Origin of the sequence: Nonomuraea sp. NPDC049695 (assembly GCF_040674955.1) — a bacterium.
Taxonomy (GTDB): Bacteria; Actinomycetota; Actinomycetes; order Streptosporangiales; family Streptosporangiaceae; genus Nonomuraea; species Nonomuraea helvata.
In genome coordinates this window covers 18,562-44,663 of record NZ_JBFANV010000085.1, presented here as the reverse complement: position 1 = coordinate 44,663, position 26,102 = coordinate 18,562, and the positions used below count along the sequence as shown (strand labels likewise).

At 70.3% G+C, this 26,102-nt stretch carries 20 protein-coding genes; 8 read left to right on the top strand and 12 right to left on the bottom strand.

The genetic code is table 11. The features are described from left to right. Positions 1 to 92: 92 nt before the first annotated feature. From AB0J64_RS45040 to AB0J64_RS45020, 5 genes are all read left to right on the top strand, one after another. On the top strand, positions 93 to 1,403 hold the full coding sequence (locus AB0J64_RS45040) for a pitrilysin family protein (RefSeq protein WP_364041952.1): 1,311 nt from the start codon (positions 93 to 95) through the stop codon (positions 1,401 to 1,403). 9 nt (positions 1,404 to 1,412) lie between these two features. After that, positions 1,413 to 2,150 carry a 4-hydroxy-tetrahydrodipicolinate reductase gene (gene dapB / locus AB0J64_RS45035; RefSeq protein ID WP_364041950.1) on the top strand — a complete coding sequence of 246 codons (738 nt, stop codon included), beginning with the start codon at positions 1,413 to 1,415 and terminating at the stop codon, positions 2,148 to 2,150. 157 nt (positions 2,151 to 2,307) lie between these two features. Next, positions 2,308 to 2,781 carry a GNAT family N-acetyltransferase gene (locus AB0J64_RS45030; protein ID WP_364041948.1) on the top strand — a complete coding sequence of 158 codons (474 nt, stop codon included), beginning with the start codon at positions 2,308 to 2,310 and terminating at the stop codon, positions 2,779 to 2,781. A gap of 190 nt (positions 2,782 to 2,971) precedes the next feature. Then, positions 2,972 to 3,586 (top strand): RICIN domain-containing protein, encoded by a 615-nt coding sequence (locus AB0J64_RS45025; RefSeq protein WP_364041946.1) that lies wholly within the window; start codon positions 2,972 to 2,974, stop codon positions 3,584 to 3,586. A 278-nt stretch (positions 3,587 to 3,864) separates the two neighbouring features. Further along, positions 3,865 to 5,979, top strand: a complete 2,115-nt coding sequence (locus AB0J64_RS45020; RefSeq protein WP_364041944.1) for a hypothetical protein — start codon at positions 3,865 to 3,867, stop codon at positions 5,977 to 5,979. 98 nt (positions 5,980 to 6,077) lie between these two features. Here the strand turns inward: AB0J64_RS45020 and AB0J64_RS45015 are convergent, their stop codons facing one another. Then, positions 6,078 to 6,809, bottom strand: a complete 732-nt coding sequence (locus AB0J64_RS45015; protein WP_364041942.1) for an AAC(3) family N-acetyltransferase — start codon at positions 6,807 to 6,809, stop codon at positions 6,078 to 6,080. Between the two features lie 315 nt (positions 6,810 to 7,124). Here AB0J64_RS45015 and AB0J64_RS45010 point away from each other — a divergent pair, with 315 nt between their 5' ends. Then, a complete protein-coding gene (locus AB0J64_RS45010; RefSeq protein ID WP_364041958.1) occupies positions 7,125 to 8,402 on the top strand; it encodes an MFS transporter in 1,278 nt (425 codons plus the stop codon). A gap of 57 nt (positions 8,403 to 8,459) precedes the next feature. Here AB0J64_RS45010 and AB0J64_RS45005 read toward each other — a convergent pair whose 3' ends face one another. Continuing rightward, positions 8,460 to 10,517, bottom strand: a complete 2,058-nt coding sequence (locus AB0J64_RS45005) for a tetratricopeptide repeat protein (RefSeq protein WP_364041940.1) — start codon at positions 10,515 to 10,517, stop codon at positions 8,460 to 8,462. A gap of 166 nt (positions 10,518 to 10,683) precedes the next feature. Then, positions 10,684 to 10,884, bottom strand: coding sequence for a hypothetical protein (locus tag AB0J64_RS45000; RefSeq protein WP_344986522.1), 201 nt, complete (start codon positions 10,882 to 10,884; stop codon positions 10,684 to 10,686). A 178-nt stretch (positions 10,885 to 11,062) separates the two neighbouring features. Between AB0J64_RS45000 and fxsT the strand changes: the two genes are divergently transcribed. Next, positions 11,063 to 13,561, top strand: a complete 2,499-nt coding sequence (fxsT, locus tag AB0J64_RS44995) for an FxSxx-COOH system tetratricopeptide repeat protein (RefSeq protein ID WP_364041938.1) — start codon at positions 11,063 to 11,065, stop codon at positions 13,559 to 13,561. Positions 13,562 to 13,567: 6 nt separating this feature from the next. On the opposite strand, the gene AB0J64_RS44990 is transcribed toward fxsT, so the two are convergent. From AB0J64_RS44990 to AB0J64_RS44950, 9 genes are all read right to left on the bottom strand, one after another. Then, a complete protein-coding gene (locus AB0J64_RS44990) occupies positions 13,568 to 14,854 on the bottom strand; it encodes an HEXXH motif domain-containing protein (protein WP_364041936.1) in 1,287 nt (428 codons plus the stop codon). After that, entirely contained in the window at positions 14,851 to 16,083 is a 1,233-nt protein-coding gene (locus tag AB0J64_RS44985) for an FxsB family cyclophane-forming radical SAM/SPASM peptide maturase (protein ID WP_364041934.1), read from the bottom strand. The genes AB0J64_RS44990 and AB0J64_RS44985 overlap by 4 nt, the downstream gene beginning before the upstream one ends. Positions 16,084 to 16,181: 98 nt before the next feature. After that, positions 16,182 to 18,851, bottom strand: a complete 2,670-nt coding sequence (locus AB0J64_RS44980) for a hypothetical protein (RefSeq protein WP_364041932.1) — start codon at positions 18,849 to 18,851, stop codon at positions 16,182 to 16,184. Further along, complete coding sequence (locus tag AB0J64_RS44975; RefSeq protein WP_364041930.1) at positions 18,844 to 19,833, bottom strand: hypothetical protein; 990 nt, start codon at positions 19,831 to 19,833, stop codon at positions 18,844 to 18,846. Before AB0J64_RS44975 ends, AB0J64_RS44980 begins: the two co-directional genes overlap by 8 nt. Then, positions 19,826 to 21,061: a P-loop NTPase fold protein gene (locus AB0J64_RS44970; RefSeq protein ID WP_364041956.1), complete on the bottom strand. Its 1,236-nt coding sequence runs from the start codon at positions 21,059 to 21,061 to the stop codon at positions 19,826 to 19,828. The genes AB0J64_RS44975 and AB0J64_RS44970 overlap by 8 nt, the downstream gene beginning before the upstream one ends. 66 nt (positions 21,062 to 21,127) lie before the next feature. After that, the gene (locus tag AB0J64_RS44965) at positions 21,128 to 22,150 is read right to left on the bottom strand and encodes an adenosine deaminase (RefSeq protein WP_364041928.1); all 1,023 of its coding nucleotides are present in this window, start codon (positions 22,148 to 22,150) and stop codon (positions 21,128 to 21,130) included. A gap of 10 nt (positions 22,151 to 22,160) precedes the next feature. Then, on the bottom strand, positions 22,161 to 23,036 hold the full coding sequence (locus AB0J64_RS44960) for a 1,4-dihydroxy-2-naphthoate polyprenyltransferase (protein WP_364041926.1): 876 nt from the start codon (positions 23,034 to 23,036) through the stop codon (positions 22,161 to 22,163). A gap of 14 nt (positions 23,037 to 23,050) precedes the next feature. Then, positions 23,051 to 23,659, bottom strand: a complete 609-nt coding sequence (locus AB0J64_RS44955; protein WP_344986506.1) for a GNAT family N-acetyltransferase — start codon at positions 23,657 to 23,659, stop codon at positions 23,051 to 23,053. A gap of 116 nt (positions 23,660 to 23,775) precedes the next feature. Beyond that, entirely contained in the window at positions 23,776 to 25,173 is a 1,398-nt protein-coding gene (locus AB0J64_RS44950) for a PLP-dependent aminotransferase family protein (RefSeq protein ID WP_364041924.1), read from the bottom strand. Here AB0J64_RS44950 and AB0J64_RS44945 point away from each other — a divergent pair. Next, positions 25,172 to 26,095, top strand: a complete 924-nt coding sequence (locus AB0J64_RS44945; RefSeq protein ID WP_364041922.1) for a DMT family transporter — start codon at positions 25,172 to 25,174, stop codon at positions 26,093 to 26,095. The genes AB0J64_RS44950 and AB0J64_RS44945 overlap by 2 nt on opposite strands. The last annotated feature ends 7 nt before the right edge of the window (positions 26,096 to 26,102 follow it).

The window sequence follows — 26,102 nt, the reverse complement described above, 5'->3', positions numbered from 1 at the left end:
AGCTCACCGCCACCTCGGAGAGCGACCCCACCAAGACGGCGACGGCCACCTGTCACGTGATCGGCTAGACGCGGCGGCACCTCGGAGGCCCTGTGAGTACGACCACGCTGCACCCCGGCAGGGATGGCGCCGGGGTGGTGAGGCGCACTGTCCTCCCCGGTGGGCTGCGCGTGGTGACCGAGACCATGCCGACCGTGCGCAGTGTCGCGGTCGGCATGTGGGTCGGCATCGGCTCGCGCGACGAGGCCCCCGAGCACATGGGGGCCACCCACTTCCTTGAGCACCTGCTGTTCAAGGGCACCCCCACGCGCGACGCGATGGAGATCTCCGCCTCCATCGAGGGCATCGGCGGTGAGATCAACGCCTTCACCGCCAAGGAGTACACGTGCTACTACGCACGCGTGCTCGACGAGGACCTGCCGATCGCGGTGGACGTGCTCGCCGACGTGGTGACCAGCTCGCTCATCACGGAGCAGGACGTCGAGTCCGAGCGCGGCGTGATCCTCGAGGAGATCGCCATGCACGACGACGACCCCTCCGACGTGGTGCACGAGCAGTTCGCCGCCGCGCTCTACGGCGACTCGCCGATCGGCCGGCCCATTCTCGGCACCGTCGACTCGATCAACGCGCTCGGTCGCGACCGGATCGCCGAGTACTACCAGCGCTACTACCGGCCTCGCCGCACCGTCGTGTCCGTCGCGGGCAACGTACGGCACGAAGAGGTCGTCGAGCTGGTCACCAGGGCGTATGAGCGGGCGGGCGCGCTCGGCGGACCCGCCGAGTTCTCCGCGCCGCGCACCAGCGGCCCGGGGGCGGAGACGCGCTCCGGCGTGCGGGTGCTCGACCGGCCCACCGAGCAGGCCAACCTGGTGCTCGGCACGACCGGTCTGTCCCGTACGGACGACCGCAGGTTCGCGTTCGGCGTGCTCAACGCGGCGCTGGGCGGCGGCATGTCGTCCAGGCTCTTCCAGGAGATCAGGGAGAAGCGCGGTCTGGCCTACTCCGCCTACAGCTACACCTCGGCCTACGCCGACACCGGCCAGTTCGGCATCTACGTGGGCTGCCTGCCGTCGAAGATCGACGACGTGCTCAAGATCTGCCGGGACGAGGTGTCCAGGGTGGTGGCCGAGGGCCTGAGCGCCGACGAGATCATGCGCGGCAAGGGGCAGATGCGCGGCGGGCTCGTGCTCGGCCTGGAGGACACCGGCTCGCGCATGTCGCGCATCGGCAAGAACGAGCTGGTCTACGACGAGTTGATGTCGGTGGACGAGGTGCTGTCCCGCATCGAGGCGGTCACCCCCGACGAGATCGACGAGGTGGCCAGGGACGTGCTCGAACGGCCTCTCACGCTCGCCGTGATCGGCCCGTACGGCGACAAGGACTTCTCCGACGCCGTCCGATAAGGTTGGCGTGTGATCAGGGTAGGTGTGCTGGGCGCCCGCGGCCGCGTGGGCGTCGAGGTGTGCAAGGCAGTCGAGGCGGCCGCCGACATGGAGCTGGTGGCCGCGCTCGACAAGGACGACCCCATCGAGGGGCTCGAGGGCGCCGAGGTGGTGGTCGACTTCACCCATCCCGACGTGGTCATGGGCAACCTCGAGTGGGCGATCCGGCACGGCATCCACCCGGTGGTGGGGACGACCGGGTTCGACGAGGGGCGGCTGGAGACCGTGCGCGGGTGGCTGGCCGAGTCCCCGGGCACCCACTGCCTGATCGCCCCCAACTTCGGCATCGCGGCCGTGCTCATGATGCACTTCGCCCAGCAGGCGGCCCGCTACTTCGAGTCCGTCGAGATCGTCGAGCTGCACCATCCCAACAAGGCTGACGCGCCGTCGGGCACGGCCCGGCGCACGGCCGAGCTGGTTGCCGAGGCCCGCGCCAAGGCGGGGCTCGGCCAGATGCCCGACGCCACGAGCACCGCGCTCGACGGGGCCCGGGGGGCCGACGTCGGCGGCGTGCACGTGCACGCGGTGCGGCTGTCCGGGCTGATCGCGCACCAGGAGGTGCTGCTGGGCGGCGACGGCGAGATCCTCACGATCCGGCACGACACGATGAGCAGGTCGGCGTTCACGCCGGGCGTGCTGCTCGGGGTGCGCCGCGTGCGCGAGCTGCCCGGCCTCACCGTGGGCCTGGAGCCACTCCTCGATCTCTGAGGCCCGTGTGCGATCTCTGGCCGCACACGACGTGCCCACCACCGTACGGTCGTGGGCACGCCGTGAGGAGAGGGTCTCGACTCCGCACAGCCGAGCCTACGAGCACAAACACTAATACGAACGGCGAGATCCGCCTGAAACATGAGATCGTGTCGGCATGGTGCGATGGGCGGAGACGGACGAGCTGGCCGGGCTGGTCGCTGTGGAGCTGGCGGCGGACGGGCTTTTCGAGCAGGTGGGCATCGTCTTCCCGCCCGGCACGACCATGATCGAAGAGGTGGACGATCCCGGAGCCGTCCTGGTGGAGGGCACTCCTCCGGCCGGGTTCGCGATGATCGGGTGGGTGGACGGCAACCTGCACCTGGAGCAGCTGGCCGTACATCCGCGGAGCATGCGCCAGGGCATCGGGGGGCGGCTGATGGCGGCGGTCATCGACCACGCGGGTGCCGCCGGGGCACCGGCCGTGACGCTGACGACGTATCGGGACGTGCCCTGGAACGCGCCGTGGTACGCGCGGCACGGCTTCTCGGTGATGCCCGAGGAGGAGTGGGGGCCGGAGCTGCGCGCGGTGGTGGAGCATGAGCGCGAGCTGGGGATCGAGGTCGCGCCCCGCGTGGTGATGCGCCGCTGAATCGGTGGCGGTCCTCGGGATGGCTCTCGAGGATGACCAGATAGCTCCCGCCGTTCATCGTGCCGACCCCGAACGGCCGTGCCTGGCTGATGGTGGAGACGTCCGGCCAATGTCCTGCTACTGACCTGGTCCGAACCCCCCTCGCGATGCGATCGTCCGTACAAATCGCACGCGAGAGGGAGACATCGTCATGCGTGTCAGGAGAATGGCCACGTTCGTCTCGGCCGTCGCACTGTTGGTCGGCGGCCTGTCCGGCACGGCGAACGCGGCGCCGTTGAACGCCGGCATGGAAGCCGCGCTCGTCACCGGCGACGACGTGCCGGCGCCGCCCCCGCCGCCGGTCACCAAGGACGGGGTGCAGGTCAAGGGTTCGTGGGTCGGGCCGTACACGTACCGGAACCTCAACAGCGGCAAGTGCCTGGACATTCTGAACGGGTCGAAGGACAACGGCGCGCCGGCCGTGCAGTACAGGTGCGTCGCCGGCATGGCGGGGCAGATGTGGTACCTCTGGCACACCGAGGGCGACGGGTCCATCGACTTCCACCTCCTCGGCAACGCCTACACCGGAAAGTGCCTCATGGCCTGGAGCCATGACCTCATGGCGCCGATCAAGCAGATCGGCTGCTACGCGTACACGCCCGAGCAGGTGTGGATCACCAAGAGCACCGACCCGAACGTGCACCAGAACGACGGCACCAACCTGTGCATGGAAGTGCTCGGCGGATCGCTGGACGACTTCGCCTCCATCGTCCAGTGGGACTGCCATCACCAAGCGCACCAGATCTGGCTCCGCTACAACGCCTGACCTTCGTCCCGAGAGTGACGGGTTCGGCGGTGCGCAACCTCTTCCCACGATCGACATGCAGCGGGTCGCCCGCAGCATCGAGCTTCTCCAGGACGCCGGCGCCATGCCGGCCGGGCTGACCTTCAGGGTGCGGGAAGAAACGGGATGCGACCGCCAATCCGCGCATCGTCCCACGGGCTACGACGACGGCTCCCGCCAGTGCCGCAACGTCCGCTACGCGCCGCTTGCCCACCGGAAATGTGCGGCATATCAGGAAGCTCCGGCTATAAGGTGCGGTCGTGGACAATCTTGAAAGCCTCGTCATCGCGCGGCGGCTGCGTGTCCCCATCGGCGACGCCCCCACCGGTTCCCACCAGGGCTGGGGAGAGGTGGCCGCCCGCCAGCTCGACGCTGCGCTGCTGAGCGTAGGGTTCAAGTGCTCGGCGGCCCTGCTCGACCGGCTGGCGAAGCTGCGCGGCGAGACCGTGGTCGATCTCGGCGCGCGCGTCCTGGCCGCTGTCCGCCACCTGGTCGGTGACCATGTGCAGCACAACGCCTACTTCCTCAACTTCCCCCGCAACGTGCCCGACACTGTGGAGTTCTGGGTGGGCCTGTTGCGGGAGGCGCTGCTCGACCCGGTCGCCGCCGCGCGCGTCCAGCCGGCGACACTCAACCTGCTCGCGCTGCCTGGTTACGGCCGTTACCAGCACACCTATGCCGACCTGCTGGCCGCGCACGCCGAGCTCATGCCGCTGGCAGGCGACCGGGTGACCGTGCTGGACCTCGGCGCAAGCCTGGAGTCGGAAGCGCGCGAACTGTACTTCTCTCTTGCGAGGTCGGAGGCGCCACTGCCGGCCGAGGACTTGGCAGCGCTGCGCACGCTGGCCGCCTTCTGTACCGACGAGCCGGAACGCATCCCGGTGCGCGAAAACCGCGCCGTCATCAACGAAGTGCGCCTGGCCACCGGCCGGCCGCTGCTCGTGGACACGGTGACTGACGTGCTCCGGCTCGCCTGCGGCTGCTCCGGCGGCGATGTCACGCTGGCCACCTCCACCAGGTTCCGCTCGTTCCGGCGGGCCGAGCGCCGCGCCCTGCTGCAGGCCCTGGACGCGGTCGCATCGCCGGCCAAGCTCGGCGACGTTCCGCGCCATCGCGAGCCGTGGAAGCGGCTCGGTGAACGGCTGCACCCGCACGAGTACCCGCGCTTCCCGCGTGCCGCTCAGGTCTTCGAGGTCGCGCGAGGCGTACGCCAGGTGCGCGGTTTCGACAGCCGCGTCGAGGAGGCCCTGTCGGGCGGCCGCACCGGCGACGCGGTGGAGCTGCTGGAGAGGGCGCCCGGTGCGCTGCTGCGCCGTCTCGATCATCTGCTGCGGACCGGCACCGACCCCGGCATCGTGCTCGAGGCCGCCGAGAAGGCCGCGGCGGGGGCCTCCGGACGGGTCCTGCTGTCGTTGCGGGAGCACCTGCAGAACCGGCTCGGCCTCGCCTCCGGGCGCGTCTTCGTCAACCGGCGCGGCCGGGCCTGGGCGACGGCCGATGCCCGCTCGCGGCTGGAGGAGGACGTGGTGGCGCGCGCGGTGGCCGTCCTGGATGAGGAGATCACCCGGCGCCTGCCCGACCCTGGCGAGCTGATCGTCGATCCTGAGGTGCTCGACGTCGCCCTGCCGCTGTCCGGCAAGGCCGTCGCGCCCGGGCTCGGCATGCTGCCGCGCGGCTCGCTGTCGCGGGTGGACGGGGAACTGCTGCGGTTCTTCGTCCACTGGCGCCAGGCGGAGCGGCGCACCGACTACGACCTGTCGGCCCTGATGCTGGACGCCTCCTACGGCAATGCCGAGCACGTCTCGTGGACGAACTACGGCAACGGCTTCGCCGAGTACTCCGGCGACCTCACCGACGCCGCCGACGGCGCGAGCGAGTTCATCAACATCCGCCTCGCCCAGGCGACCCGGCCGATCATCATCCCGCAGGTCAACATCTTCGCCGGCGAGGCGTTCGACGAGGCGGCTGAGGCGTTCTTCGGGTACATGATCAGGGAGGCCGCGCAGGAGGGCATGCCCTTCGAGCCTCGTACGGTGCGGATGAAGTCCGACCTGCGCGGCGCGGGCCGCGTCGCCCTGCCGCTCGTCTTCCTGCGCGGCGACGACGGCGCCTGGCAGGTGAAGTGGCTGCACCTCTACCTGAAGGGGCACCCCGGCTTCAACCAGGTGGAAGGCAATCGCGTCACGGCCTCCCTGCTGGTGCGCTCGATCGTCGAACGCGATCATCTGCGCGTCCGGTACCTGGTGGACCTACTGCGGGCCAAAGGCTCGGCGGGTGAGCACACCACCTACATCGGCTTGCAGGCGTCGGCCGACCTGCCGGAGGGCGCGCGGGTGTACACGCCGGCGACGCTGCATGAGCTGATCCCCGCCTGATAGAGTGAAGATCGCGAGGCCATGGGAGGGCTTCCTTCTCCTTCTGTGAAAAGAATCTCTAGTTCTCCCGCTTTCCTCGCGCTCTGGTCGTGAGGCCATCAGGCCGAGTACGGCCAGCGCCTGCGGTGGGTGGCGAACCAGTCGACGGCGTAGTCCACGGCGGCGATGAGCGGGAACAGGCGGGCCTCGGCCGCGCCGACCCGTCCGCGCCGCACCGCGCCGGTCCCGTCGAAGTCCGCGCCCAGGGCCTCGAAGTCGCTCACATCCACGTCCACGTCCACGAACTCGCACCACCCGGGCCCCTGCCCGTCGTCGACCACGGCGCGGTAGCCGCGCCGCGGCGGGTCGCTGGTGTAGCGGTATTCGGCCAGGTGGAACGCGGTGCACTTGTCGTAGCCGACGCCGAGCAGCAGGATCAGGGCTCCGGCGTCGTAGAGCCGGGCGAGCGGCGAGCGCTCGCCGAGCAGGCAGTCGCGGGCGTGCCCGCCGGTGATCGCCGCCGCGCGTGGACCGATGGCGGCGAAGGACGTCTGCGGGTGGGCGCTGCGGAGGGCGCCCGGCAGGGTGCGTACGCACTCGGCGATCACGCCCATCGACGTGGACGGCGTGGTACGGGGGTCGTAGGCCGGCATCGCGGAGCGGTAGCGAGCGATGCCGTCCGGGCTCATCCCCGCGGTGGCGCCGCGGTAGTGCGGTGAGGTGTCGGAGTTGGCGGAGGTGCCGCTCGGGACGGTGAGAGTGCCGTCGCCGCCGAGCAGGTCGCGCAGCACGGCGACCACTGTGCCGGCGCCGCCCTCGACGTGACCCAGGCGGCTGAGAGAGGAATGCATGAGCACGACCTGCCCGGGTCCGATCCCCAAGGCGGCGAGGTCACGTGATAACCGGGCATTGTTGATCATAAGGTGTGAGGCCACCTTCCGAGCGGTCAATACTCCTGATCGCCTTATTATGCGATAGTGAATCGCAAACAGTATGATTCGGTCGGTAAACGTACGTAATTGGGAAAGCCAGAATGCCTCCTACCTGCACGTTGCCTGGCTATACTTCAACGGGTTGCAGTGCCGATATGGTGGTCGACGTTTTCCCGTGCATCCCGTTGCAAGCACTATGTCGCTGTTCCCACGCGTATTGATGACGCAGAGGTCATGCGGCCCGAGGGAAGCGGCTGGGGCGGGGGCGTGGAAGGAACTTACGCGGCACGGCGCGGCTCGCCGCCTCCTTGGACGCCGGACTTCGTCAGGGTCTGGGCCGGCTCGGCCATCTCCACGATCGGCACCCGCACTCTCGGTGTGGTTTATCCGCTTCTGGCGCTCGCGGTAACGGGATCACCCGCTGCGGCGGGTTGGACCGGATTTGCCCTGACACTCCCAATTCTGATCCTCTATGTTCCTGGCGGGATTCTGGTTGACCGGATACCGCCTCGTTCGATTGTGCTCTTCGCCGAATCGGTGCGCGGGCTGAGCGTGGTGAGTGTGTGCGTGGCGCTGGTGTTCTTGCATCACGTGTGGCTGCCGCACGTGATCCTGGCCGCGTTCGTGGAGGGTGCGATGTGGGTGCTCTACATGCTGGCGGAGATGTCCTTGGTGCCGTCCCTGGTGGAGCGGACCGGGCTGCGGTACGCGCTGGCGAGGACGGAGAGCGCCAGCCATCTGGCCTCGCTCGCGGGCAAGCCGCTCGGCGGCTACCTGTTCGGGCTGGGATACCTGATGCCTTTCGCGGTCAACGCGGTGCTCTTCGCCATGTCGTTCCTGCTGTTCCTGGGGATGCGCACGGGTCCCAGCCGGCTGCCGGCGCGTCCGTCGTGGCAGCGGGACCTGCTGGCCGGATTCCGGGCGCTCAAGCACCAGCCGTTTCTCCGCGCTTCGGTCGCGCTCATCGCCATCACCAATTTGATGGTGAATGCGATGATCATGATTTTCGTGGCCGGTTCCAGCGGCCTCACGTCGTTGACGGTCGGGCTCGTGCTGGCATCCGCCGGCGTCGGGGGAGCCGTCGGAGCGGCACTGACGCCTTATCTCAGGCGGCCGATGCGTTCGATCCTGTTCGTTCACATGTGGATCTGGGTCGCGGCGCTGTCCACCGCGGCCCTCGGCGCGATGCTGGAGATCCGGGCGGTCTTCTTCGCCATGGCGCTGTTCATCACGGGCTTCGGCGGGGCGGTGAGCAACGTGTGCATCAGGGCCATCGAGGTGGAGTGCATCCCGCCGAAGACGCTGGCCCGCGTGGTCGGCGTCTCCCGGCTGACCTCCCACGGCGCGATCTGCCTCGCGGCGCCTCTGGGCGGCTTCCTCGTGACCTGGTTCGGGGTGGCGGGCGGCTCCTTCGTGCTGCTCCTCGCGATGCTCGGCGTGGCGGTGCCGGCCACCCGCATGCGGGTGCTGCGCGCCTACCTGGTGCCGGCCTCTCCCGGAAGCGCCGCCTGACGTCCGACAGCCGTGCCTTCCCCCTGGAGCCGGGTGGCCGTCTGACAGGCGCGGTCTTCACCTGACGCCAGCCAGCCGCCGGGCGTCCCTGGTCATGTGCTCGGGTATCGCGGGGGCCGAGGCCGCGATGGCCTGCTGGGCCAGTGCCGCGGCCGAGGAGCTCTTGCCCGCCAGCTCCTCCACACGCGCCGCGTACAGCAGCACCGGCCCATGATCCACGGCCTCGGCCAGCGCCTCCACCATCTCCTGCTGGGCCTCCTGCACCCGCTTGCTCTGCGCGAGCGCGAGCGCGTGCGCGACCTTGGCGAACGGCCGGCGCAGCGGCCCCACCCGCTCGAGATCGCGGAGCGCGGCCTGCGGCCGCCCCATACCGGCCAGGATCTGGCCGCGGCCGAGCAGGGCGTCGATGTTGTTGCCCTGCCGGTCGAGCACGCCGTTGAGCACGCCCACGGCCGCGTCAGGATGTCCGCCTTGCCACAGCGCCCAGGCCAGCTCGGTCTGGATCGTCAGGTCCGCCGGCACGCGGATCATCGCGGCGTGCAACTCGCGTACGGCCGCCGCGGGCGAGCCCTGTGCCAGCCGCAGCCTCCCGATGGCCGTGAGCAGCGGGCCGACGGCGGCCGCCGCCCCGGAGGTCTCGAAGCTCCTGGCGGCCGTGGCGTAGTGGGCGATGGCCCGGTCCAGGTCACCGTGCTGATGGGCGACGTTGCCGAGCAGCGACTCGATCTGCGCGCGCAGCGTGAGGTCGTGCTCCTGCGCCCGGGCCAGCGCCTCCTCGCCGAGCCGGGCGGCCAGGAAGAGATCGCCCTCGCGCAGGGCGCCTTCCGCCTCGCGGAGGCAGTCCTCGGAGCGCAGCTCGACGGGGATCGCCTCCACGATCTGCTCATCCTGTTCGACCGGCTGGAGCAGCCGGTCGTACGCCAGCTCGTACGAGCTCTCGCCCAGCTGTTCGTCGGCCCGGAGGAGACGGCGCTTCACCAGCAGGGCGACCACGGTCTTGCCGACCCCCGCCGACCTGATCGCGCTCTGCCGGACGGCCTGCGGCCCGCCACCGGCCCGGCCGGGGAAGGTCAGCCGCAGCCAGGTGGTCAGCAGGCGGACGTCGCCGTTGAAGCGTTCGACGGCGATTTCCCTGAGCTGCCTGGCGTAGTGCTCGGACAGCGCCTGGTCGGCGTACCTGAGCACGTCGCTCCGTCTGATCTCGGTGGTCTCCGGGGGCAGGGATCGCCACAGCGACTCGCAGACCACCTGCAGCTGGGCCGGCTCCACCGCCTGGCCCCGCTGCCGGCTGCCCGCTCGCGTCCTGATCGCGATGAGGTCCCGCACCACCTGCTCGGCCGCGCCCTCGGCGAACGCGCGCCCCGTGCCCTCCACCGGCCTGGTGACCGCTTCCAGCGCGCCGTCGAAGCCCAGTGCCTCCAGCGCGTAGCGCTCCGGCCCCGAGTCGCCGGGCTCGCGGTCGTGCTCCTGGGCGTCGGCGAGCCCGCGTTCGTCCTTGAGGATCTTGGCAAGCTCGCGCTCGTACTTCATGAGGTCGGGGAGCCGGTCCGCACGGATCGACAGCAGCAGGCGCAGGCGGGGGTTGTCGCGGAGCGCCTCGGCGAGCTGGCCGAAGAACCAGCGCCGGTACGGCTGCTGCCCCTGCCCGCCGGTGAACAGCTCCTCGACCTGGTCGATGGCCATCAGGATCGGCGTCGGCTCGCCGAAGGCGTCACGCTTGACCGGCCGGGAGCGGAGGAACGCCGCAATCGTCATGCCCACCAGGCCAGTGGGCGGCGCCGGCGGGGTCCACGACATCAGCAGCGCGAGAACGTACGGATTGTGGTCAGGCAGCGCGGCCTGCGGGAAGGACGACCCGTAGGACACCCGGCCGAGCGGGAGGATATCGGCCGCGCCGGGGCTGAACAGCGGCATGACACCCGCCTGGAGGAGCGAGGTCTTCCCGATCCCCGAGGCGCCGTACAGGACGGTCAGCCGCTGCTCCCGCCACAGCTTGCGTACTTCGTGGGATTCGGCGCCGCGCCCGAAGAATCGGTGGCGGTCCTCGGCGCGAAATGCGCGCGAGCCCCGGTACGGCCCCGGCGCCGCCTGCGTACCCATGCCGGAAGTCGTCATGGCGATTCCCTCCGCAGCCGCGTTTCATCGCACATTTCCTGCGTGACGGTCAAGGAGATCGATAATCCTTGCACGTCCGGCGCGGCCGGCACACCCACCGCGGAGATGAATTGTTGCCCGGGCGCGCCCGGTTTCAGGCCCGCTGGTGGGATATGCGGAGTATGTCTTAGATGGAGCTCTGGAAACGTGCCATTTGCTCCTTGTCGTCGGTCAGGCACGCGGTCAGCACGTCCCGGAGCGCGGCGCTGTCCATCTCGTGGAGCTTGCGCAGGGACACGGCTGTCACGTCGATCAGCTTGCCTGAACCATACTGCCCGTCACGCATGTGCACTCCGTCCTTTTCGGTCACCCGGATGTCGGGTGACATGTGGGCGCTTATGAGCGTGCGCACAGATCTTGCCCGACGGGGCCGAGCAAGATTTTTTATGTGTATTAATTCTGTGATAAACCGCTCGACTAATCAACCTTTACGATGGGGCCATACAGCTATAAGAACCTGTACGTGGCGCCGAGCGGAGGATGACGTGTCGGAAAACTCGCATTCCATGGCAGCGCGCGCGCCACAGGTCTGGGAACGGGTCCCGAAGCGCAATCCGAACTTCACCGGTCGCGCGGACCTGCTGCTCTCCCTGAGGAAGAGCATCAGTCCCGTGACCGCCGTGGTGGCGCAGCCCATGGCGCTGCAGGGCCTCGGCGGTGTGGGCAAGACCCAGCTGGCCGTCGAGTACGCCTGGCAGTACCGCACCCATTACGACCTCGTCTGGTGGGTCTCGGCCGACCAGCCCATGCTCGTGCCGTCGTCGCTGGCCGCGATGGCCACGGCACTCGGCCTGCCGCCCGCCACCAGCACCGGGGTGGAGCAGGCGGCGCAGTCGGTGCTGCGCGCGTTGCAGAGCGGGGTGCCCTACCGCAGCTGGCTGGTGATCTTCGACAACGCGGAGGAGCCCGACCTGGTCAAGGACTACATCCCCCGGGGGCCGGGCCACGTCATCATCACCTCCCGCAACTCGCGCTGGAGCGACTACGAGGACACGGTCGCGGTCGACGTGTTCAAGCGCGAGGAGAGCATGGCGTTCCTGCTCAAGCGCCTGGGCAGCGCGATGACCGAGTCGGAGGCCAACCTGGTGGCGGAGGTGCTCGGCGACCTTCCGCTCGCGCTCGAGCAGGCCGCCGCTCTCTTGCTGCGCACACTGATGTCGGTCGACGAGTACGTCGGCCTGGTGAAGAAGCGGACGGGCGCCGTGCTCAGCCTGGAGAAGTCGCCGACCTATCCGCAGTCCATGACGGCGGCGTGGCAGGTGTCGGTCTCGCAGCTCGAGGACCGCGTGCCGCAGGCGGTCGAGCTGCTGCGCTGCTGCGCGTTCTTCGGCCCGGAGCCCATCCCGCGCGACGTGTTCCGGCGGGGCAACCGGGCGGTGGGCCCGCGCCTGGGGAAGATCCTGTCCGACCCGATCATGCTCACCAACGCGCTGAGCAATCTCGAACGCCTCGCCCTGGTCAAGGTGGAGCCGTCCACCCGCACCCTCCAGGTCCACCGGCTCAACCAGGCGCTGCTCCGCGACGAGACCAACCCGGAGGACCGCGAGGAGCTGCGCCACGAGGTGCACATGCTGCTGGCGGGCACCGCGCCGAGCGACCCCGACGACACGGCCAGGTGGCCCCGGTTCGAGGAGCTGGCCGCCCACCTCGAGCCTTCCGGCGTCATCGACTGCACGGTGCCGTCCGTGCGCACGTTCGCCCTCGACCTGGTGCGCTACCTGTACGTGCGAGGCAGCTACAGGCAGGCGGAGGCGCTGCTGAACCAGTACATCGCCAAGTGGACCGAGGTCAGCGGCGCCCAGCATGTCGACGTGCTGGTCGCCCGCATCCACCTCGGCATCGTCTACCTGGGCCTGACCTTCTACACCAGGGCCTATGAGCTCATGTCGGAGGCCTTGCAGGGGATGATCGAGACGATCGGTCCTGAGCGCCTGGAGGCGCTCTGGGCGAAGAACGGCAACGCGGGAGCGCTCCGCGGCCGCGGTGAGTTCTTCCAGGCACGGCAGAGCGACCAGGAGCTGCTCGAGGCATACGAGCGGGTGACCGGCCCCCAGTCCGGCGAAACCCTGCAAGCCCGTAACAACCTGGCGATCGACTACGCGCTGACGAGCGACTACGACGCGGCCGGGAGGCTGCTCCAGGATGTCTACCTGCACAGGAGCAGCGCGGAAGGCATCGGGCGCCGCGTCCTGCTCTCCACCTGGACCAACCTGAGCCGGGCCGTGCGGCTCGGCGGCCAGGTCCAGATCGCCACCGACATGGCGGAGGAGGCGTACCAGTACGGCGTGGCGCAGCTCGGCGACGACCACCCCATCACCCTGCTGGCGGCCAAGGACTACGCGATCTCCCTGCGCCGGAGCGGGCGGCTTCCCGAGGCCCTGGAGCTCCTGAGGGACACCTACACCCGTCTGGAGCGGCTGTACGGGGACGTGCACGCCGACACGATGGCCGCGGCCCTCGGCCTGTCCAACGCCCTGCGCGCCGACGGCGACGTCGCGGAGGCGCTGCAGCTCGCGAAGCGCGCGCTCGACCATTATCCCAACGTGTTCGGCTCCAACCACCCGTTCACCCACGCGGGCAGCATCAACCTGGCGCTGCTCACGCGCCTGAACGGCGACCCCGCCAAGGCGCGCCAGATCAGCGAACGGGCCCTCGCCGGCCTCACCGAGCGCCTCGGCGCCGACCACGACTACACCGTGAGCTGCGCCATCAACCTGCAGAACGACCTGGCCGCGCTCGGCCGGCACGACGAGGCGCGCAGCCTGGGCGAGGAGAACCACCGGCGGATCCAGGCGGCCTTCGGCCCCGACCACTACCTCAGCCTCGTGTGCGCCGCCAACCTGAGCTTCGACCTGCGGGCCACGGGCAGCCAGAAGGAGGCCGAACGGTTGCTGGCGGACACGACGCGGCGGCTGGACGCGGTCCTCGGGCGCGACCACCCCGAGACCCTGTCGGTGCTCGCCGGCGAGCGGCTCCACGGCGACTTCGACCCGCCGCCCATCTAGACCCGTCTAGACCTGGGTGTTCGTCCTGACCCAGGCCTCCCTGTGGTGCTCGGACCGCAGGCGGGCCTGGGCGGCGGCGGCAGGCGTCACCGGCTCGGCCCGCCAGCGCCCCAGCGTGTCGCGGAGCGTGGCCACGAAGTGGGTGCCGGCCTCCGTCAGCCCGCCGCTGTCGAGGAGCGTCCGGCTCGCCTGGTACGCCGCCTCGCGCCAGTGGGCGAACTCGACCTGGGCCCGCGTGCCGTGCTCGGCGTCCTGAGTGTGCCGCCGCCAGAACCCGGCCACGCCCGCGTGCGCGTACACGCCGTGCAGCAGACTGAAGAGCGGGCGCGGGTCCGGGCGCCAGGGCGCGTAGAAGCGGCGCCCGTCGTCGGGCAGGGTCAGCTCCACCACCGCGCTGAGCGCGTCCAGCTTGGCGTGCTGGAGCTCGTGGGCGAGGGTCAGCGCCATGCCCAGGCCGTCGATCGGGTCGGACAGCGCGATCGTGCCGAACGTGACCCGCGCCGAGGCGCTGTGCTGGTCGCTCGTCCGGGCGACCACGGGCGTGAGCACCGAGACCGCGGCGGCCACTTCACCCGCCACCGTCCGGTGGTGCGAGCCCAGGATCTCCCACGCCTCGCGCAGGCAGGAGACCCACGTGCGCCGCCGTTCGCCGCTCAGGCGCCCGTCGGCGTCGTCCCCGGGCCAGCGGTACGGGTCGAGGTCGTCGATGGTCATCGTCACGCCGGGCGCGACGGGCACGCGATGGAGCACCTGCCAGCCCGGCCGGTCGCCCGCCACGTCCACCCGGTACGTACGGCCGCCGACCCGCAGCTCGGCCCCGCCGTCCGAGGCTCCGTCCTTCGCGGGCTCGACCGACACCTCGGCCACCTCCGGCAGGTCGCCGGGCAGGCTCAGCAGGCCCACGGAGGGCAGCATGAGCGGGCCGCCGACCGGCACGTCCAGGCGGCAGGCGGTACGCGTGAGCACGGCCGCGGCCAGGGCGACCGCCGCCAGCCGCCCGGGGTCCGCGCGACCCCGGCACGCGCTCAGCGCCCACGCGCCCACCGCGGGGTGGCGCAGCAGGCGGCCGACCTCCTCGGGGGCGTCCGCCTCCATCTCCTCCAGCGCCTCGGAGGCGCGGGCCACGAGGGCGGCGTGCCGGTGTGCTCCGGCCTCGTCCACGAGCAGCGCCACCAGCAGGCGGTGCTTGCTCTCCTGCGCGGCGCAGAGCTCGCCCACGGCCTTCGCGCCGCCCTCGCTGGTGGCCAGCCCGGAGAACGACCTGCGGGAGATCAGATGCGGGGACGGGCTCATCCCGCTCCCCGCAGCCGCGCGAGGTCGCGCTCGCACCGCGCGCCGATGTACGAGATCAGCCGGTACAGGTCGGGACAGTAGACCGAGCGCTCCGAGAAGCCGGCGTCCGGGCTGTAGCGGTGGGCGTAGAGGCCGCCGCCACAGGTGGACACGAGTTCGCAGCGGCGGCAGTCGGGGGAGAGCGCCAGCTCGCCGATCTGCCGCGCGACGATCGACGGATGCCGCAGCGCCGCGTCCAGCGGGTCCCGCAGGATGTGCAGCCGGGTCTCGGGCGCGCCGTGGTACGCGCTCTTCAGGATGTCCGACTGCTCGATGCTGCCGTCGGTCTCGATCACGATCATGCGTATCGGCGACAGCCCGACGGACTCGGCCCGGGAGCGGCCGCCCATCAGCAGGCGCATGATCTCGCGGAACAGCCGGATCTCGGTCTGCAGGACCGGGCTGTCGTACCAGCGGTCGAAGACCGTGATCAGCCAGTCGGCGTACGGCGTCTCGGGCGAGCCCGGTACGCGGAAGGGCGGCGGTGTCGCCCAGTTGCCGTGCGGGAGCAGGAAATCGACCGCGGGCGGGTCGTGCTCCAGCAGCGCCTCGTACGTGCGCAGCGGATCGTTACGCACGTCCACCGTGCACAGGATCCCGCTGAACAGGTGATGGTACGGCCCCGCGGTCAGCCGCCGCAGCGACTCGCTGACCTGGGCGTGGCTGCCGCGCCCGTTGGCGAAGCGGCGGTGCCGGTCGTGGCCCTCCGCGTAGCCGTCCATGCTCACCCCGACGCGGATCTCCAGCGACTCGAACAGCCGCAGGTACTCCTCGTCGAGCCGGACCGCGTTGGTCTGGATGTTGACGTTGACCCGGGTGCCGGTCTTGACCGCGCCCCGGATGCCGCGTACCAGCCGGGAGATGAGGTCGGGACCCGCGAGCAGCGGCTCGCCGCCGTGCAGGACGACGTCGATCTCCGGCAGGTCGTGCCGGGTGGCGTGCTCCGCGATCCGTTCGATGGCCCGCTCGGCGATGGCGTCGGACATCCTGCGGGGCTGGTCGCGCCAGCCCTGGTCCGCCATCTCGTACACGTAGCAGTGGCGGCAGGCGAGATCGCAGCGGCTGTGGATCTTCAGAATGAACTGCTGGAACGCCAGCGGTTTCCAGCCGCTCGCCAGCAGCGCCTCGACGTCGAGTAATTCGGGGAATCCCCCGGTGAGCAGCGGCTGCGAATCAGGGCTTCCTAACAACGGCTACCCCTTATGCGTCGTGCGCCCCATCCTGGGCTCGATCGAGCGGGAAACGGCGCTGGCCCCCGGTCCCTATGTCTCACGACTTCGAGGGCTAGTCAAGATTTATGGCTGCTAGAGCGAATTTCCTCTTGGTAATACAGCAATTCCTCGAAAAATAGGTATAGATCATCTATTTTTGTGATCACCGGGAGCCAGTCGTAGGTGCCGAGCCCGTCGCGTTCCAGCGGGGACAGCAGGTGCGCGGTGGCTCTGAGTGCGGTCGGCGGGATCTCGATCGGCGCGGTCTGAGGCACGCCGCCGCGGAAGGCCAGCGCGAGCAGGTGCTGCGACCCGCGCACGCCGAGCGCCTCCAGCGCCAGGTCGGCGGGTTGCTGCGTGAGTGCGCCGTCGGCCAGTTCGAGCGCGTCCGGGTTGGCGAGCGCGACGAGCACGCGCAGCTCGGGTGGCAGGTCGCGGAGCGCGCGCGGCGGCCCCGACTCGGCGCGCCGCTGCCTGCGCGCCAGCAGCAGCAGGACCTCCGGTACGCCCTCGCGCCGCCCGCGCAGCACCTCGGGCACGCAGTCCGCGGCCAGGCGGGTGGACGCGGCCAGGCGGTGCCCCATGGCCTGCCTGACGAGGGGCAGCGGCTCCCGCAGCAGGGCCTCCGCCAGACGGGGATACGCCTCGTCCGGGTCCTCCTTGAGCGCGTAGGCGTAGCGCCTGAGCGGATCGGCGGAGCGCGCGTCGGGCACCGTCTCGCGGGCGAGCCGGTCGAGGTCGCGCTGGGACCGCAGGACCGCCTTCGGATGGCCCACCCCGATCGCGGCCAGCCTCCTCTGGGCGAGCACGGCGCCGCCCGCCGCGCCGAGCGCTCCCGCCACCAGCGCCGCGCTCAACGGGATCGAGTGGAGCGAGGCGGTCGCCAGGGCGATGACGGTCAGCACCGCCGCCGCGCCGACGGCCACGGCCAGCCAGCCGAGCAGCGTCTCCCGCTGGTTGACGACGTCGGTGCGGCTCCTGCGGAACTCCTCCCAGTCGGCCGCGGCGCGCTCGGCCCTGACCTGGGAGACGCGCTCCACCAGGTCCGCGCGCCGGGCGGGCCAGCCGGGACGCGGTCTGCGCTGGTCGTCCTCCAGCCGCTCGGCCAGCTTGGCGAGCTCGTGGCGCAGCGCCGCCGCCTCGCCGAGCCGGTCGGCGTACAGCTCCTCAAGGCGTGCCCGCGCGGTCGGGTCGAGCTCGCCCGGCCGGCCGTCCCGTGCGGGCATGGAGGCGATCCGCTCGACGAGCCCGTGCAGGTCGCGGGCGAAGGCGGCGGAGCCGTCGGCCACCAGCACGGCGTGCAGCGCGCCGCGCAGCTCGTCCAGCACCGGCGGGCTGACGTACCCCGTGACGAGCAGCGCCGTGAAGGCCGAGCGGGCGGTGGACCCGACGAGCTCGGTCGCGTTCAGCGCCTCGTCGTCGAAGAACACCGCCTCGGACAGCTTGATCACCACGCGTGGCTCGCGCTGGTCGGGCAGCTGGAACGACATGATCCGGCCGTTCTCCTCGACCCGTTCCGCGCTGAGCCCGCGCGTGTGCAGCTCGTTCTCGACAAGCATGGCCAGACGGGTGAGGCCGGGGCAGCGGCTGTGGCTGGACGCGGCACGGGCGACCACTCCGGCGTCGATCGGCACCGATCGCGGCGCCGCTTCCTCGAAGCTCGACCAGGCGAACTGCAGCAGCAGGCGGATGTTGCCGCCGCTGTGACGCAGCAGCGCCAGCAGGCCCTTCTCGGTGAACGGCCGGATGCCGTCGGAGGAGCCCTGGGAAGCGGCGCCGATGTACGCGGCCAGCACCTGCCGCGCCTCCTCCGGCGTGAGCGGCAGCAGGTGACAGGCTCCGGCGCCGAGCCGCTGGCGCAGGTCCTGCGGCATGGCGTCCCATCCGCTCTCGCTGGTCACGAGCAGCAGCAGCCCGCGGGCCCGCGGGATCACCTCGACCAGGCCCTGCAGGAGACCGGCGTTGGCGGGCACCGGCTCGCCGTCCTCCAGCAGGAACTTCTCGCACTGGTCGAGCACCACCACGAACGGCCGCCCGCCCCTGGTCACCAGCGTGGTCAGCAGCTGCAGGCCGTAGCGGCAGGTCACGGGGTCGTCGATCCGGCCGCCGACCCCGATGGCGGCCGCGGCCTCGGCGCTGATCGGCTTGCCGCACAGCCAGTCGTAGGCGGCCTCGGAGTAACCGGGCCTGATCAGGTACGACAGCGCCCGCTGGAACCTGGGCGCGTCGCCGGCCACGGCGGCGATCTCCTTGGCCTGTTCCTCCAGCACCTCCCCGGTCTCGACCTGGTCGGCGCCGAGCAGCTCCATCGGCTCGCCCGCGGCGGGGACAGCCGCTCTGGCGGCCAGGTCGTCCTCGATCGTGCCCAGGTAGCTCAGGCTCAGGTCGGCGAGCAGCGTCTGCGGCAGCTGGGAGACCAGGCGGCGGTAGGCGGCGACGAAGTCGTCCTCCTGGAAGCGCAGGTAGACCTGGATCGCCTCGGGGTTCTCACCGTGGACGAACGCCATCATGTGGCGGGCGGCGTGTGTCTTGCCGGTGCCGTGGGCGCCGTACATGCAGCTGAGCGCGCCGTCGCGAGGGAAGCCGTCGAGGTAGGCCCTCGCCGTCCGCTCGGTCCCGCGCACGCCGGGGAGGATCGCAGTGGGGGTGTGGCGCGACCAGTCGCTCAGGAAGCCGGGCAGGGAGGTCTCCTCCGCGCTGGAGGTGCCCCGGGCCGGGAAGGGGTTGCGCCGCGGGTAGTCAGCCATGGATGCCTCCAAGCCCGTTCCATCTCTCGCCCTGCCAGATCCTGAGCCGCAGCCAGTTCTCGGGCATGTGCAGGTCGGCCGTCGGCCACGGGTCGTCCTTGTCGTACTCTCTGAGGCGGAACTCGAGCAGCAGCTCCAGGCGCCGCATGGCCTGGCCCACGGTGTACGTGCGGCCGCTCAGGGCGTCCCTGAGCCCCTCATCGTGGAAGGGCGGGGGCGGCCGGCCGTTCCACCGGCGGCGGGCCAGCTCGGCGATCTGCTCCGGCGTCAGGGTGCCCAGGTCCACGATCTGCCCCCGCGTGGCGAACCGCTCCCGGTCGGCCATGGTCAGCTGGGCGGTGTTGGCGTGGTCGTAGGCGTCCACGATGAAGACGACGACCGTGCTCGTGCTCTCGAACACCTTGGTGGCCAGCCAGATCAGCTTCTTGGTCGGCACGCTCTCGTACCGGATGCCGAAGCCGACGTTCGCGGCGGCGAAGGTGGCGCCGGCGAACCCGGCGATCTCCTGCAGGTCGTACTCGTTCATCGGGTCGACGCTGCTGCGCCGGCTCAGCTCGGTGAAGCGGGCGCGCAGCTCGTCAGGGATCCTGATCGCGCACTCGTTCATCTTGTTGCGCAGGTCGAGCAGCGTGGACGTCATCTGCGCGTACGCGTCGTGCGTCATGTCCTCGGGCTCGGCCTCGTGGGTCACGAACGTGTAGTCCGGCTTGTCGCAGGCGTCCCTGTAGAGCCGCATCACGTGGTTGGCCAGCGAGGTCCGGCCGCTCTTGCCCACCCCGGTGATCAGGAAGAAGGCGGGCCGCCTCCTGGCGACCGCCCGCCGGACGGCCTCCTCGATCGCCCGCAGGCGGATGCCGGCCAGCTCGAGCAGCAGCTCGCGGTCGGAGTCGCAGGCGACGGCGTCCAGAGGCCTGACGGCGTAGGGGTTCTCCTCCAGGCCGTAGAGCTCGTAGCGGGCGTCGGCGGGGTGCATCTCATCCACCGATCATGGTCAGGTAGTCGGGCAGCTCGGCGGCGGCCGGCTCGAACGCCGAGCCGGTGAACAGCGGCGCGAGGAAGTCGTGCTTGCCGTGGTAGGCCTTCGTCAAGGCCTGGATCTCCTCGGCCCGCGCGCCGAAGCGCAGCTGGAAGCCCCGGAGCGTGTCGGTGGCCAGCTTGTCCTGGTGGACCAGCTCCAGAGCCACCAGCAGCGCCGGCTGCCGCACCACGTCCATGAACAGGTCGGGGCTCTGCACGCGCAGCACCACCAGGCGCACGACCAGGTCGGGCTGTAACCCGGCGAGGCTCGGCGTGCCCTCGATGATGGCCTCCGTCACCCGCAGCAGGTTGAGCACGCGTTTGATCTTTCTCGGGTTCGGCGCGACGATCCTCTCCAGCGTCGCGACGTGCCTAGCCGCCAGGTCGCCCAGGAGCGAGCCGCGGATGAAGTCGCCCACCTCCGCGGAGCCGATCGGGTAGAGGTGCAGCGGGAGCTGGATCATCTTGTCGAGGTAGTCGTCGGCGATGACGGCATGATCGGGGAAGCCGAACGGCTTGTACTTCACCGACACCCCGCGGTCGACCACGTCCTTGGAGAGCGCGATCATCACGAAGACGTTCTTGAGGTCGAGGAAGAGCTTGATCGACTCCAGCACGTCGATGATCTGGTCGGGCTCGCACCTGTCGAGGTCGTCAACGAAGAAGATGATTTTCCTGCCCTTTTCGGCCAGACGGTCGGCCTCTTGTTGCAGGAGCCCGCGCAGGCGGCCGGTCTGGCTGTCGACCTGGCCGCGGATCTCGGCGTACTGCTGCGCGAGCTTGCCGATCTTCTCCACGCTCGCGGAACCCACATTGATCCGCTTCAGCAGCTCGTCGGCGGCGAGGTTCAGCATGATGGCGCCGAGCCGCTTGACGCTGTCGGCGAAGCGGTGCGCGGGGTCCTGGTCCAGCGCCGTGTGCAGGGCGTTCAGGAGGGGGAGGAGCATCTCGGGCTCGCGGCGGTGCACCCAGGGGTTGAAATGCACGCGTACGAACTCGGCGCCGTGCCGGTCGAGGAGCCGCTGGTCGACCATTTGCAGCAGGGTCGATTTACCGCTTCCCCACGCGCCGAAAACGCCGATGGTAAAAGGCGTCTGAGTGCGCGGATTGGTAATGACCGAAACGAGCGGGTCGACGTACCGACGGAACTGGAGAAGATCACCGCGCCAGTCCACCGGCGCGTCCGAGAGCATCGCGATATCGGGCATGATTCCCCCTATTAAAGAGGATGCATCGCCCGCACCGCCGACTATCGCGGGTTATCGAACTGTGATATCGCCTCTCGACTCGAGGTACGCGTCGACCTCGGCCAGGTAGGCGTCCTTGAGATGCCGGGGCAGCCAGGTGATCTCGAAGGCGTTCCGTTCGAGCTGGGCCAGCTCCTCCTGGGTGAGCTGGAGGGCCTCCTGGAGCGACTCGAGGTTCTCGCCGACATAACTCGCGAAATAGGCGGGGTCGTCGGAGTTGATCGTCACCCGCACGCCCAGGTCCATCAGCTTGCGGATGCCCTCGGCCTTCATCGAGTCGGTGACGTAGCCGTTGGAGATCGGGCAGCAGGTCAGCCCCATGCCCCGCTCCAGCACCACCTGGACCAGCCGCTGGTCCTCCAGGATGTTGACGCCGTGGTCGACGCGGTTGACGCCGATGTCCTCGACGGCCTGACGGATGTGCTCGATCGAGTCGTCCTGGTCGACGTCGCAGTGCATGGTGAGCAGGTAGCCCTCCTGCCTGGCGCGCTCGTAGACCGCCGCGAACTTGACCGGTGGGTTGCCCTTCTCGTCGGAGTCGAGCCCCACGCCCACGATCCACTCCTTGTACGGCAGCGACTCCAGCAGCGTCGCCATCGCGTACTCGGCCTGGAAGTCGCGCAGGAAGCACATGATGAGCTGCGCCCGCACCCCGAGCCGGGCCTCGGCGTCCATCAGCGCCCGCCGCAGGCCCCTGATCACCACGTCGAACGGCACGCCTCGCGAGGTGTGGGCCTGCGGGTCGAAGAAGATCTCCGCGTAGCGGACGTTCTGCTCGGCGGCCTTGCGCAGGTAGGCCATGGCCAGGTCGTAGAAGTCGGGCTCGGTGCGGAGCACCTGCATGCCCTCGTAGTAGATCTTGAGGAAGGACGGCAGGTCGTCGAAGTCATAGGCGGCCCGCATCTCCTCGACGGAGGCGTACGGCAGCTCCAGGCTGTTGCGCTCGGCCAGCTCGAACTTGAGCTCGGGCTCCAGCGTGCCCTCGATGTGCAGGTGCAGCTCGCACTTGGGGAGTCCGGCGATGAAGTCCTTCACCCGCCCAAGCCTAGAAGATGAGCGCGAGTCCCACGGCGAAAAGGAGCCCGTACGCCAGTTGCAGCTTGCCCGTCTGCTGCAGCACCGCGATCAGCGCCGGGCCCACGGCCTTGGCCAGCACGGTCCTGATCGCGGGGATCGCCAGCGGCACGGCGAGCAGGGCGAGCGCGGTCCACGGCGTGATCACGACCATCCCCAGCGCCACCACGAACGGCACCACCTGGCAGGCCACATAGAGCGCACGGGTGCGCTCGGCCCCCAGCATCACGGCCAGCGTGCGCTTGCCCGACTGGGTGTCCGTCCCGATGTCCCGCAGGTTGTTGACCACGAGCATCGAGCACGAGAGCAGCCCGACCGGGATCGAGGCGAAGAAGGCGGGCCAGCTCAGGGACTCGGTCTGCACGTACGCGGTGCCCACCACGGGGACGACGCCGAAGAAGACGAACACGGCCAGCTCGCCCAGCCCGCGGTAGCCGTACGGGCGCTTGCCGCCCGTGTAGAACCAGCCGGCGGCGATGCACGCGGCGCCCACCAGCAGGATCCACCACGCCCGCGTGACGACCACCAGGACCAGCCCCAGCACCGCCGCGACCCCGAAACAGGTCAGCGCGGCGGTGAGCACCTGCCGCGGCGGGGCCACGCGCGAGCCCACGAGCCGCATGGGGCCGACCCGCTGGTCGTCGGTGCCGCGGATGCCGTCGCTGTAGTCGTTGGCGTAGTTGACGCCGATCTGCAGCGAGAGCGCCACGAGCAGTGCCAGGACCGCCCGCCACCACACGAATCCGCCTTGCCCGATCGCCACTCCGGTGCCCACCATGACGGGCACGACGGCGTTCGCGAGGGTACGCGGGCGTGCGCCGGCGATCCACTGGCCGGGGGTTGCCATATGTCGTTCGTCCTCTAGCTGATGTCCGTGGTGAGCCTGACCATCCTGATCGGGCGGCCCATGTCCAGCACGCGCTCGGCCATGTCCTCGCCCCAGCCCGCCGACTCCAGGAAACCGAGCACCGCGTAGTTGTCGGCGAACACCCAGGTGACGATCTGTCGGAAGCCGTCATCGCGCAGGTAGTCCACGGTCGCGTTGAGCAGGCGGCTGCCGTGACCCCTGCGTACGAAATCGGGGTCGACCAGCAACGTCAGCATCTCGGCCGCCACGGTGGGATCCAGGTCGGGATCCTCGGCGGGAGCGTGTGAGGCCAGCCCCACCACGCGTTCGCCACCCCGGGGGGTGGTCAGGGCGGCGCTGCCGCCCGCGCCGAGGGCGGGAAAGCCCTCGGTGTCCAGGATGGTCTCCACCGCCACCAGGACCCTGTGCCTGGGGGTGGGCGGGGCGACGATCGCCTCGTCCCACTGGCGGAGCCACATCTTCTCGGCTGCCGGGCCTGTCATCTGCTCGAGGGGGCCCTCGGGGAGGAAATCCCGATAGCCGTAGCGCCAGGCGCGGATCTGACAATTCGCAACCTGGAGCACGTCCTCGCGCCGGGCCGCCCGGACGCCTACGTCTGCCATCTCGGCCCGCTCCTTCGCCTGCCGTTCATGCCACAAGGCACGAGTTACACCGTATCGGTGTTTGACCCTTGGAGACGACGCGAACCCCTCTTCACGGCTCTTAAGCGGCGTGTCGGCTACAAGATCGCGGTCAGCGTCTGGGCCAGCCGCCGGACTCCTTCGTGCAGCTCCGCGAGGTGGGCGGCGGCCATGTGGGTCACCCGGATCCTGGGCCCCGGCGGCTCGGACGGGTAGTACATCCTGCCCGGGCTCACCAGCACCCCGTTGCGCCTCGCGGCCTCGACCAGGGCGTTCTCGTCGACCTCGGCGGGCAGCCGGACCCACAGGTGCATCCCGCCGATGGGCAGCAGATGCACCTCTGCCTGCGGCATGCGGGCGGCCAGAGCGGTCGCGAGCGCGTCGCGCCTGGTCCTGATCTCGGCGTGCACGGCCGTCAGATGCCGCGGCCAGGCCGGCGATCCCACGAACTCCAGCGCCGTCTCCTGCAGCGGCCGTGCCACGAAGAACGACTCCACGAGCTGGCTCGCCCGCAGCCGGTGGGCGGCGGGCCCTCTGGCGATGACGGCCGCCACCCGCATGCTCGGCGAGAGGATCTTCGTCAGCGACTTCACGTGGACGACGGTCCCGTGCTCATCCATGGACGCCAGGGAAGGGGGCGCCTGCTCGGTCAGGTAGCAGGCGAAGTCATCCTCGATCACGAACGCCCCCGCCGCCCTGGCGACCTGCAGCACCTGCTCCCTGCGCTCGACCGTCAGGGTGGCTCCTGAGGGGTTGTGCAGGGTGGGCTGGCAGAAGAAGACCCGCGCACCGGTGACGGCGAACGCCTCGGCCAGCAGCTCAGGACGTACGCCGTCCCTGTCCATGGGGACGGCCGTGGCCCGCAGCCCGGCCGCCCTGGCCGCCGCCAGCGCCCCCGGATAGGTGGGCGTCTCGACCAGCACCGGCGTGCCCGGGGCCGCCAGCGCCCTGAAGGCATGCGTGAGCGCCGCCTGGCCGCCGCTCACGATCAACGCGTCGGCCGCGGTCACGTCGCCTCCGGCCTGCTGCGCGAACCACCTCCGCAGCTCGAGCAGGCCCGCCAGGGGCGGCATGGCCCAGGCGTCGGGCCTGCGTACGGCGCGCGCCGCAGCGGCCGCCAGCTGCTTGTCCGGCCGCAGCCCCGCCCGCAGGTATCCGCCGGTCATGGGCACCACGCCTTCGGCCGCCCCCGCCAGCAGGGTCGCCACGGGGTCTCCGTCCACGACCCTGTCGCCGAGCGCCACGGTCTGCCAGGAGAGGTCGGCGGCCTCCCGTCCCCCGGTGACCTGCGGCGTCACGAACACGCCGCTGCCGGGCCTCGCGACCACCCGCCCCTCGGCGGCCAGCTGCCCGATGGCCCGGGACACGGTGACGGGGCTGACGTTGTGCCGCCGCATGATCTCCCGGCTGGACGGCAGCCGTGCCCCGGGGCCGAGCCGCGTGGCCTCTTCACGCAGCATCGCGGCGACTTGGGCGATACTGCTATCGTTGTTCATGAAAATTGAGAATAGCGCTACTCTCGCAGATGGAGTAGCGCTCCCTCGCCCGGGAGGGCACGCACGTCAGGGCACCGCCCTGGCCTTCCTGGGCGTCCTGGCGTTCTCCGGCTCGTTCCCGGCCACCGTCTACGCCATGCAGGGGGTCAACCCGTGGCTGGCCGCGATAGGCCGGGCGGCCGTAGCCGGGGTGGTGGCCCTGGTCTGCCTGAAAGCCACCAGGAATCCGCTGATCCCCTCGAGGCGGGAGTGGCCGGCGTACGCCCTGATCTCCCTGGGGGTGGTCTTCGGCTTCCCTGTCTTCAGCGGCCTGGCCCTCGCCCTGGGCGCCAGTACGTCACACGCCGCGGTGGTGATCGCGCTCCTGCCCGCAGCCACCGCCGCCTGCGCCGTCCTGAGGGCGGCCGAACGCCCCCGTCCCCTCTTCTGGGTGGCCTGCGCAGCCGGCGCGGTCGCCATCACGGCCTTCACCCTCACCCAGCATGAGGGGAAGACCTCCTGGCCCGATCTTCTTCTGGTCGGCGCCCTGATCTCGGCGGCGATCGGATACACGGAAGGCGGCCGCCTGTCCAGGGACACTCCGGGCTGGCAGGTGATCTCCCGCGTACTCGTCCTCTCCCTGCCCCTGACCGCCCCGGCAGCCACGGTGATAGCCCTCGCCACTCCCATCAACCCCACCCCGCAGGCGATCGCGGGCTTCGCGTACGTGTCGCTGATCTCGATGTTCCTCGGCTTCTTCCCCTGGTACGCGGGGCTGGCGAAGGGCGGCATCGCCAGGGCGGGCCAGACCCAGCTCACCCAGCCCCTCCTCACCCTCGTCTGGGCCTGGTTCCTGATGGGCGAGCGATTCGGCCCGGCCACGGTGGTCGCGGCCCTGGCCGTGCTCGTCTGCGTGGCCATCACCCAGCGCGCCCGTACTTGAAAGCCGT

Excerpts from the sequence above, each read along its gene's own strand:
- AB0J64_RS45005 (WP_364041940.1), bottom strand. The coding sequence starts at position 10,517 with ATGACGACTTCCGGCATGGGTACGCAGGCGGCGCCGGGGCCGTACCGG.
- AB0J64_RS44980 (WP_364041932.1), bottom strand. The coding sequence starts at position 18,851 with ATGGCTGACTACCCGCGGCGCAACCCCTTCCCGGCCCGGGGCACCTCC.
- AB0J64_RS44970 (WP_364041956.1), bottom strand. The coding sequence starts at position 21,061 with ATGCTCTCGGACGCGCCGGTGGACTGGCGCGGTGATCTTCTCCAGTTC.
- AB0J64_RS44950 (WP_364041924.1), bottom strand. The coding sequence starts at position 25,173 with ATGAACAACGATAGCAGTATCGCCCAAGTCGCCGCGATGCTGCGTGAA.
- AB0J64_RS44990 (WP_364041936.1), bottom strand. The coding sequence starts at position 14,854 with ATGAGCCCGTCCCCGCATCTGATCTCCCGCAGGTCGTTCTCCGGGCTG.
- AB0J64_RS44955 (WP_344986506.1), bottom strand. The coding sequence starts at position 23,659 with ATGGCAGACGTAGGCGTCCGGGCGGCCCGGCGCGAGGACGTGCTCCAG.
- AB0J64_RS45015 (WP_364041942.1), bottom strand. The coding sequence starts at position 6,809 with ATGCATTCCTCTCTCAGCCGCCTGGGTCACGTCGAGGGCGGCGCCGGC.
- AB0J64_RS45010 (WP_364041958.1), top strand. The coding sequence starts at position 7,125 with ATGCGGCCCGAGGGAAGCGGCTGGGGCGGGGGCGTGGAAGGAACTTAC.
- AB0J64_RS44945 (WP_364041922.1), top strand. The coding sequence starts at position 25,172 with ATGAAAATTGAGAATAGCGCTACTCTCGCAGATGGAGTAGCGCTCCCT.
- AB0J64_RS44960 (WP_364041926.1), bottom strand. The coding sequence starts at position 23,036 with ATGGCAACCCCCGGCCAGTGGATCGCCGGCGCACGCCCGCGTACCCTC.
- AB0J64_RS45025 (WP_364041946.1), top strand. The coding sequence starts at position 2,972 with ATGCGTGTCAGGAGAATGGCCACGTTCGTCTCGGCCGTCGCACTGTTG.
- AB0J64_RS45030 (WP_364041948.1), top strand. The coding sequence starts at position 2,308 with ATGGTGCGATGGGCGGAGACGGACGAGCTGGCCGGGCTGGTCGCTGTG.
- fxsT (WP_364041938.1), top strand. The coding sequence starts at position 11,063 with ATGGCAGCGCGCGCGCCACAGGTCTGGGAACGGGTCCCGAAGCGCAAT.
- AB0J64_RS45000 (WP_344986522.1), bottom strand. The coding sequence starts at position 10,884 with ATGTCACCCGACATCCGGGTGACCGAAAAGGACGGAGTGCACATGCGT.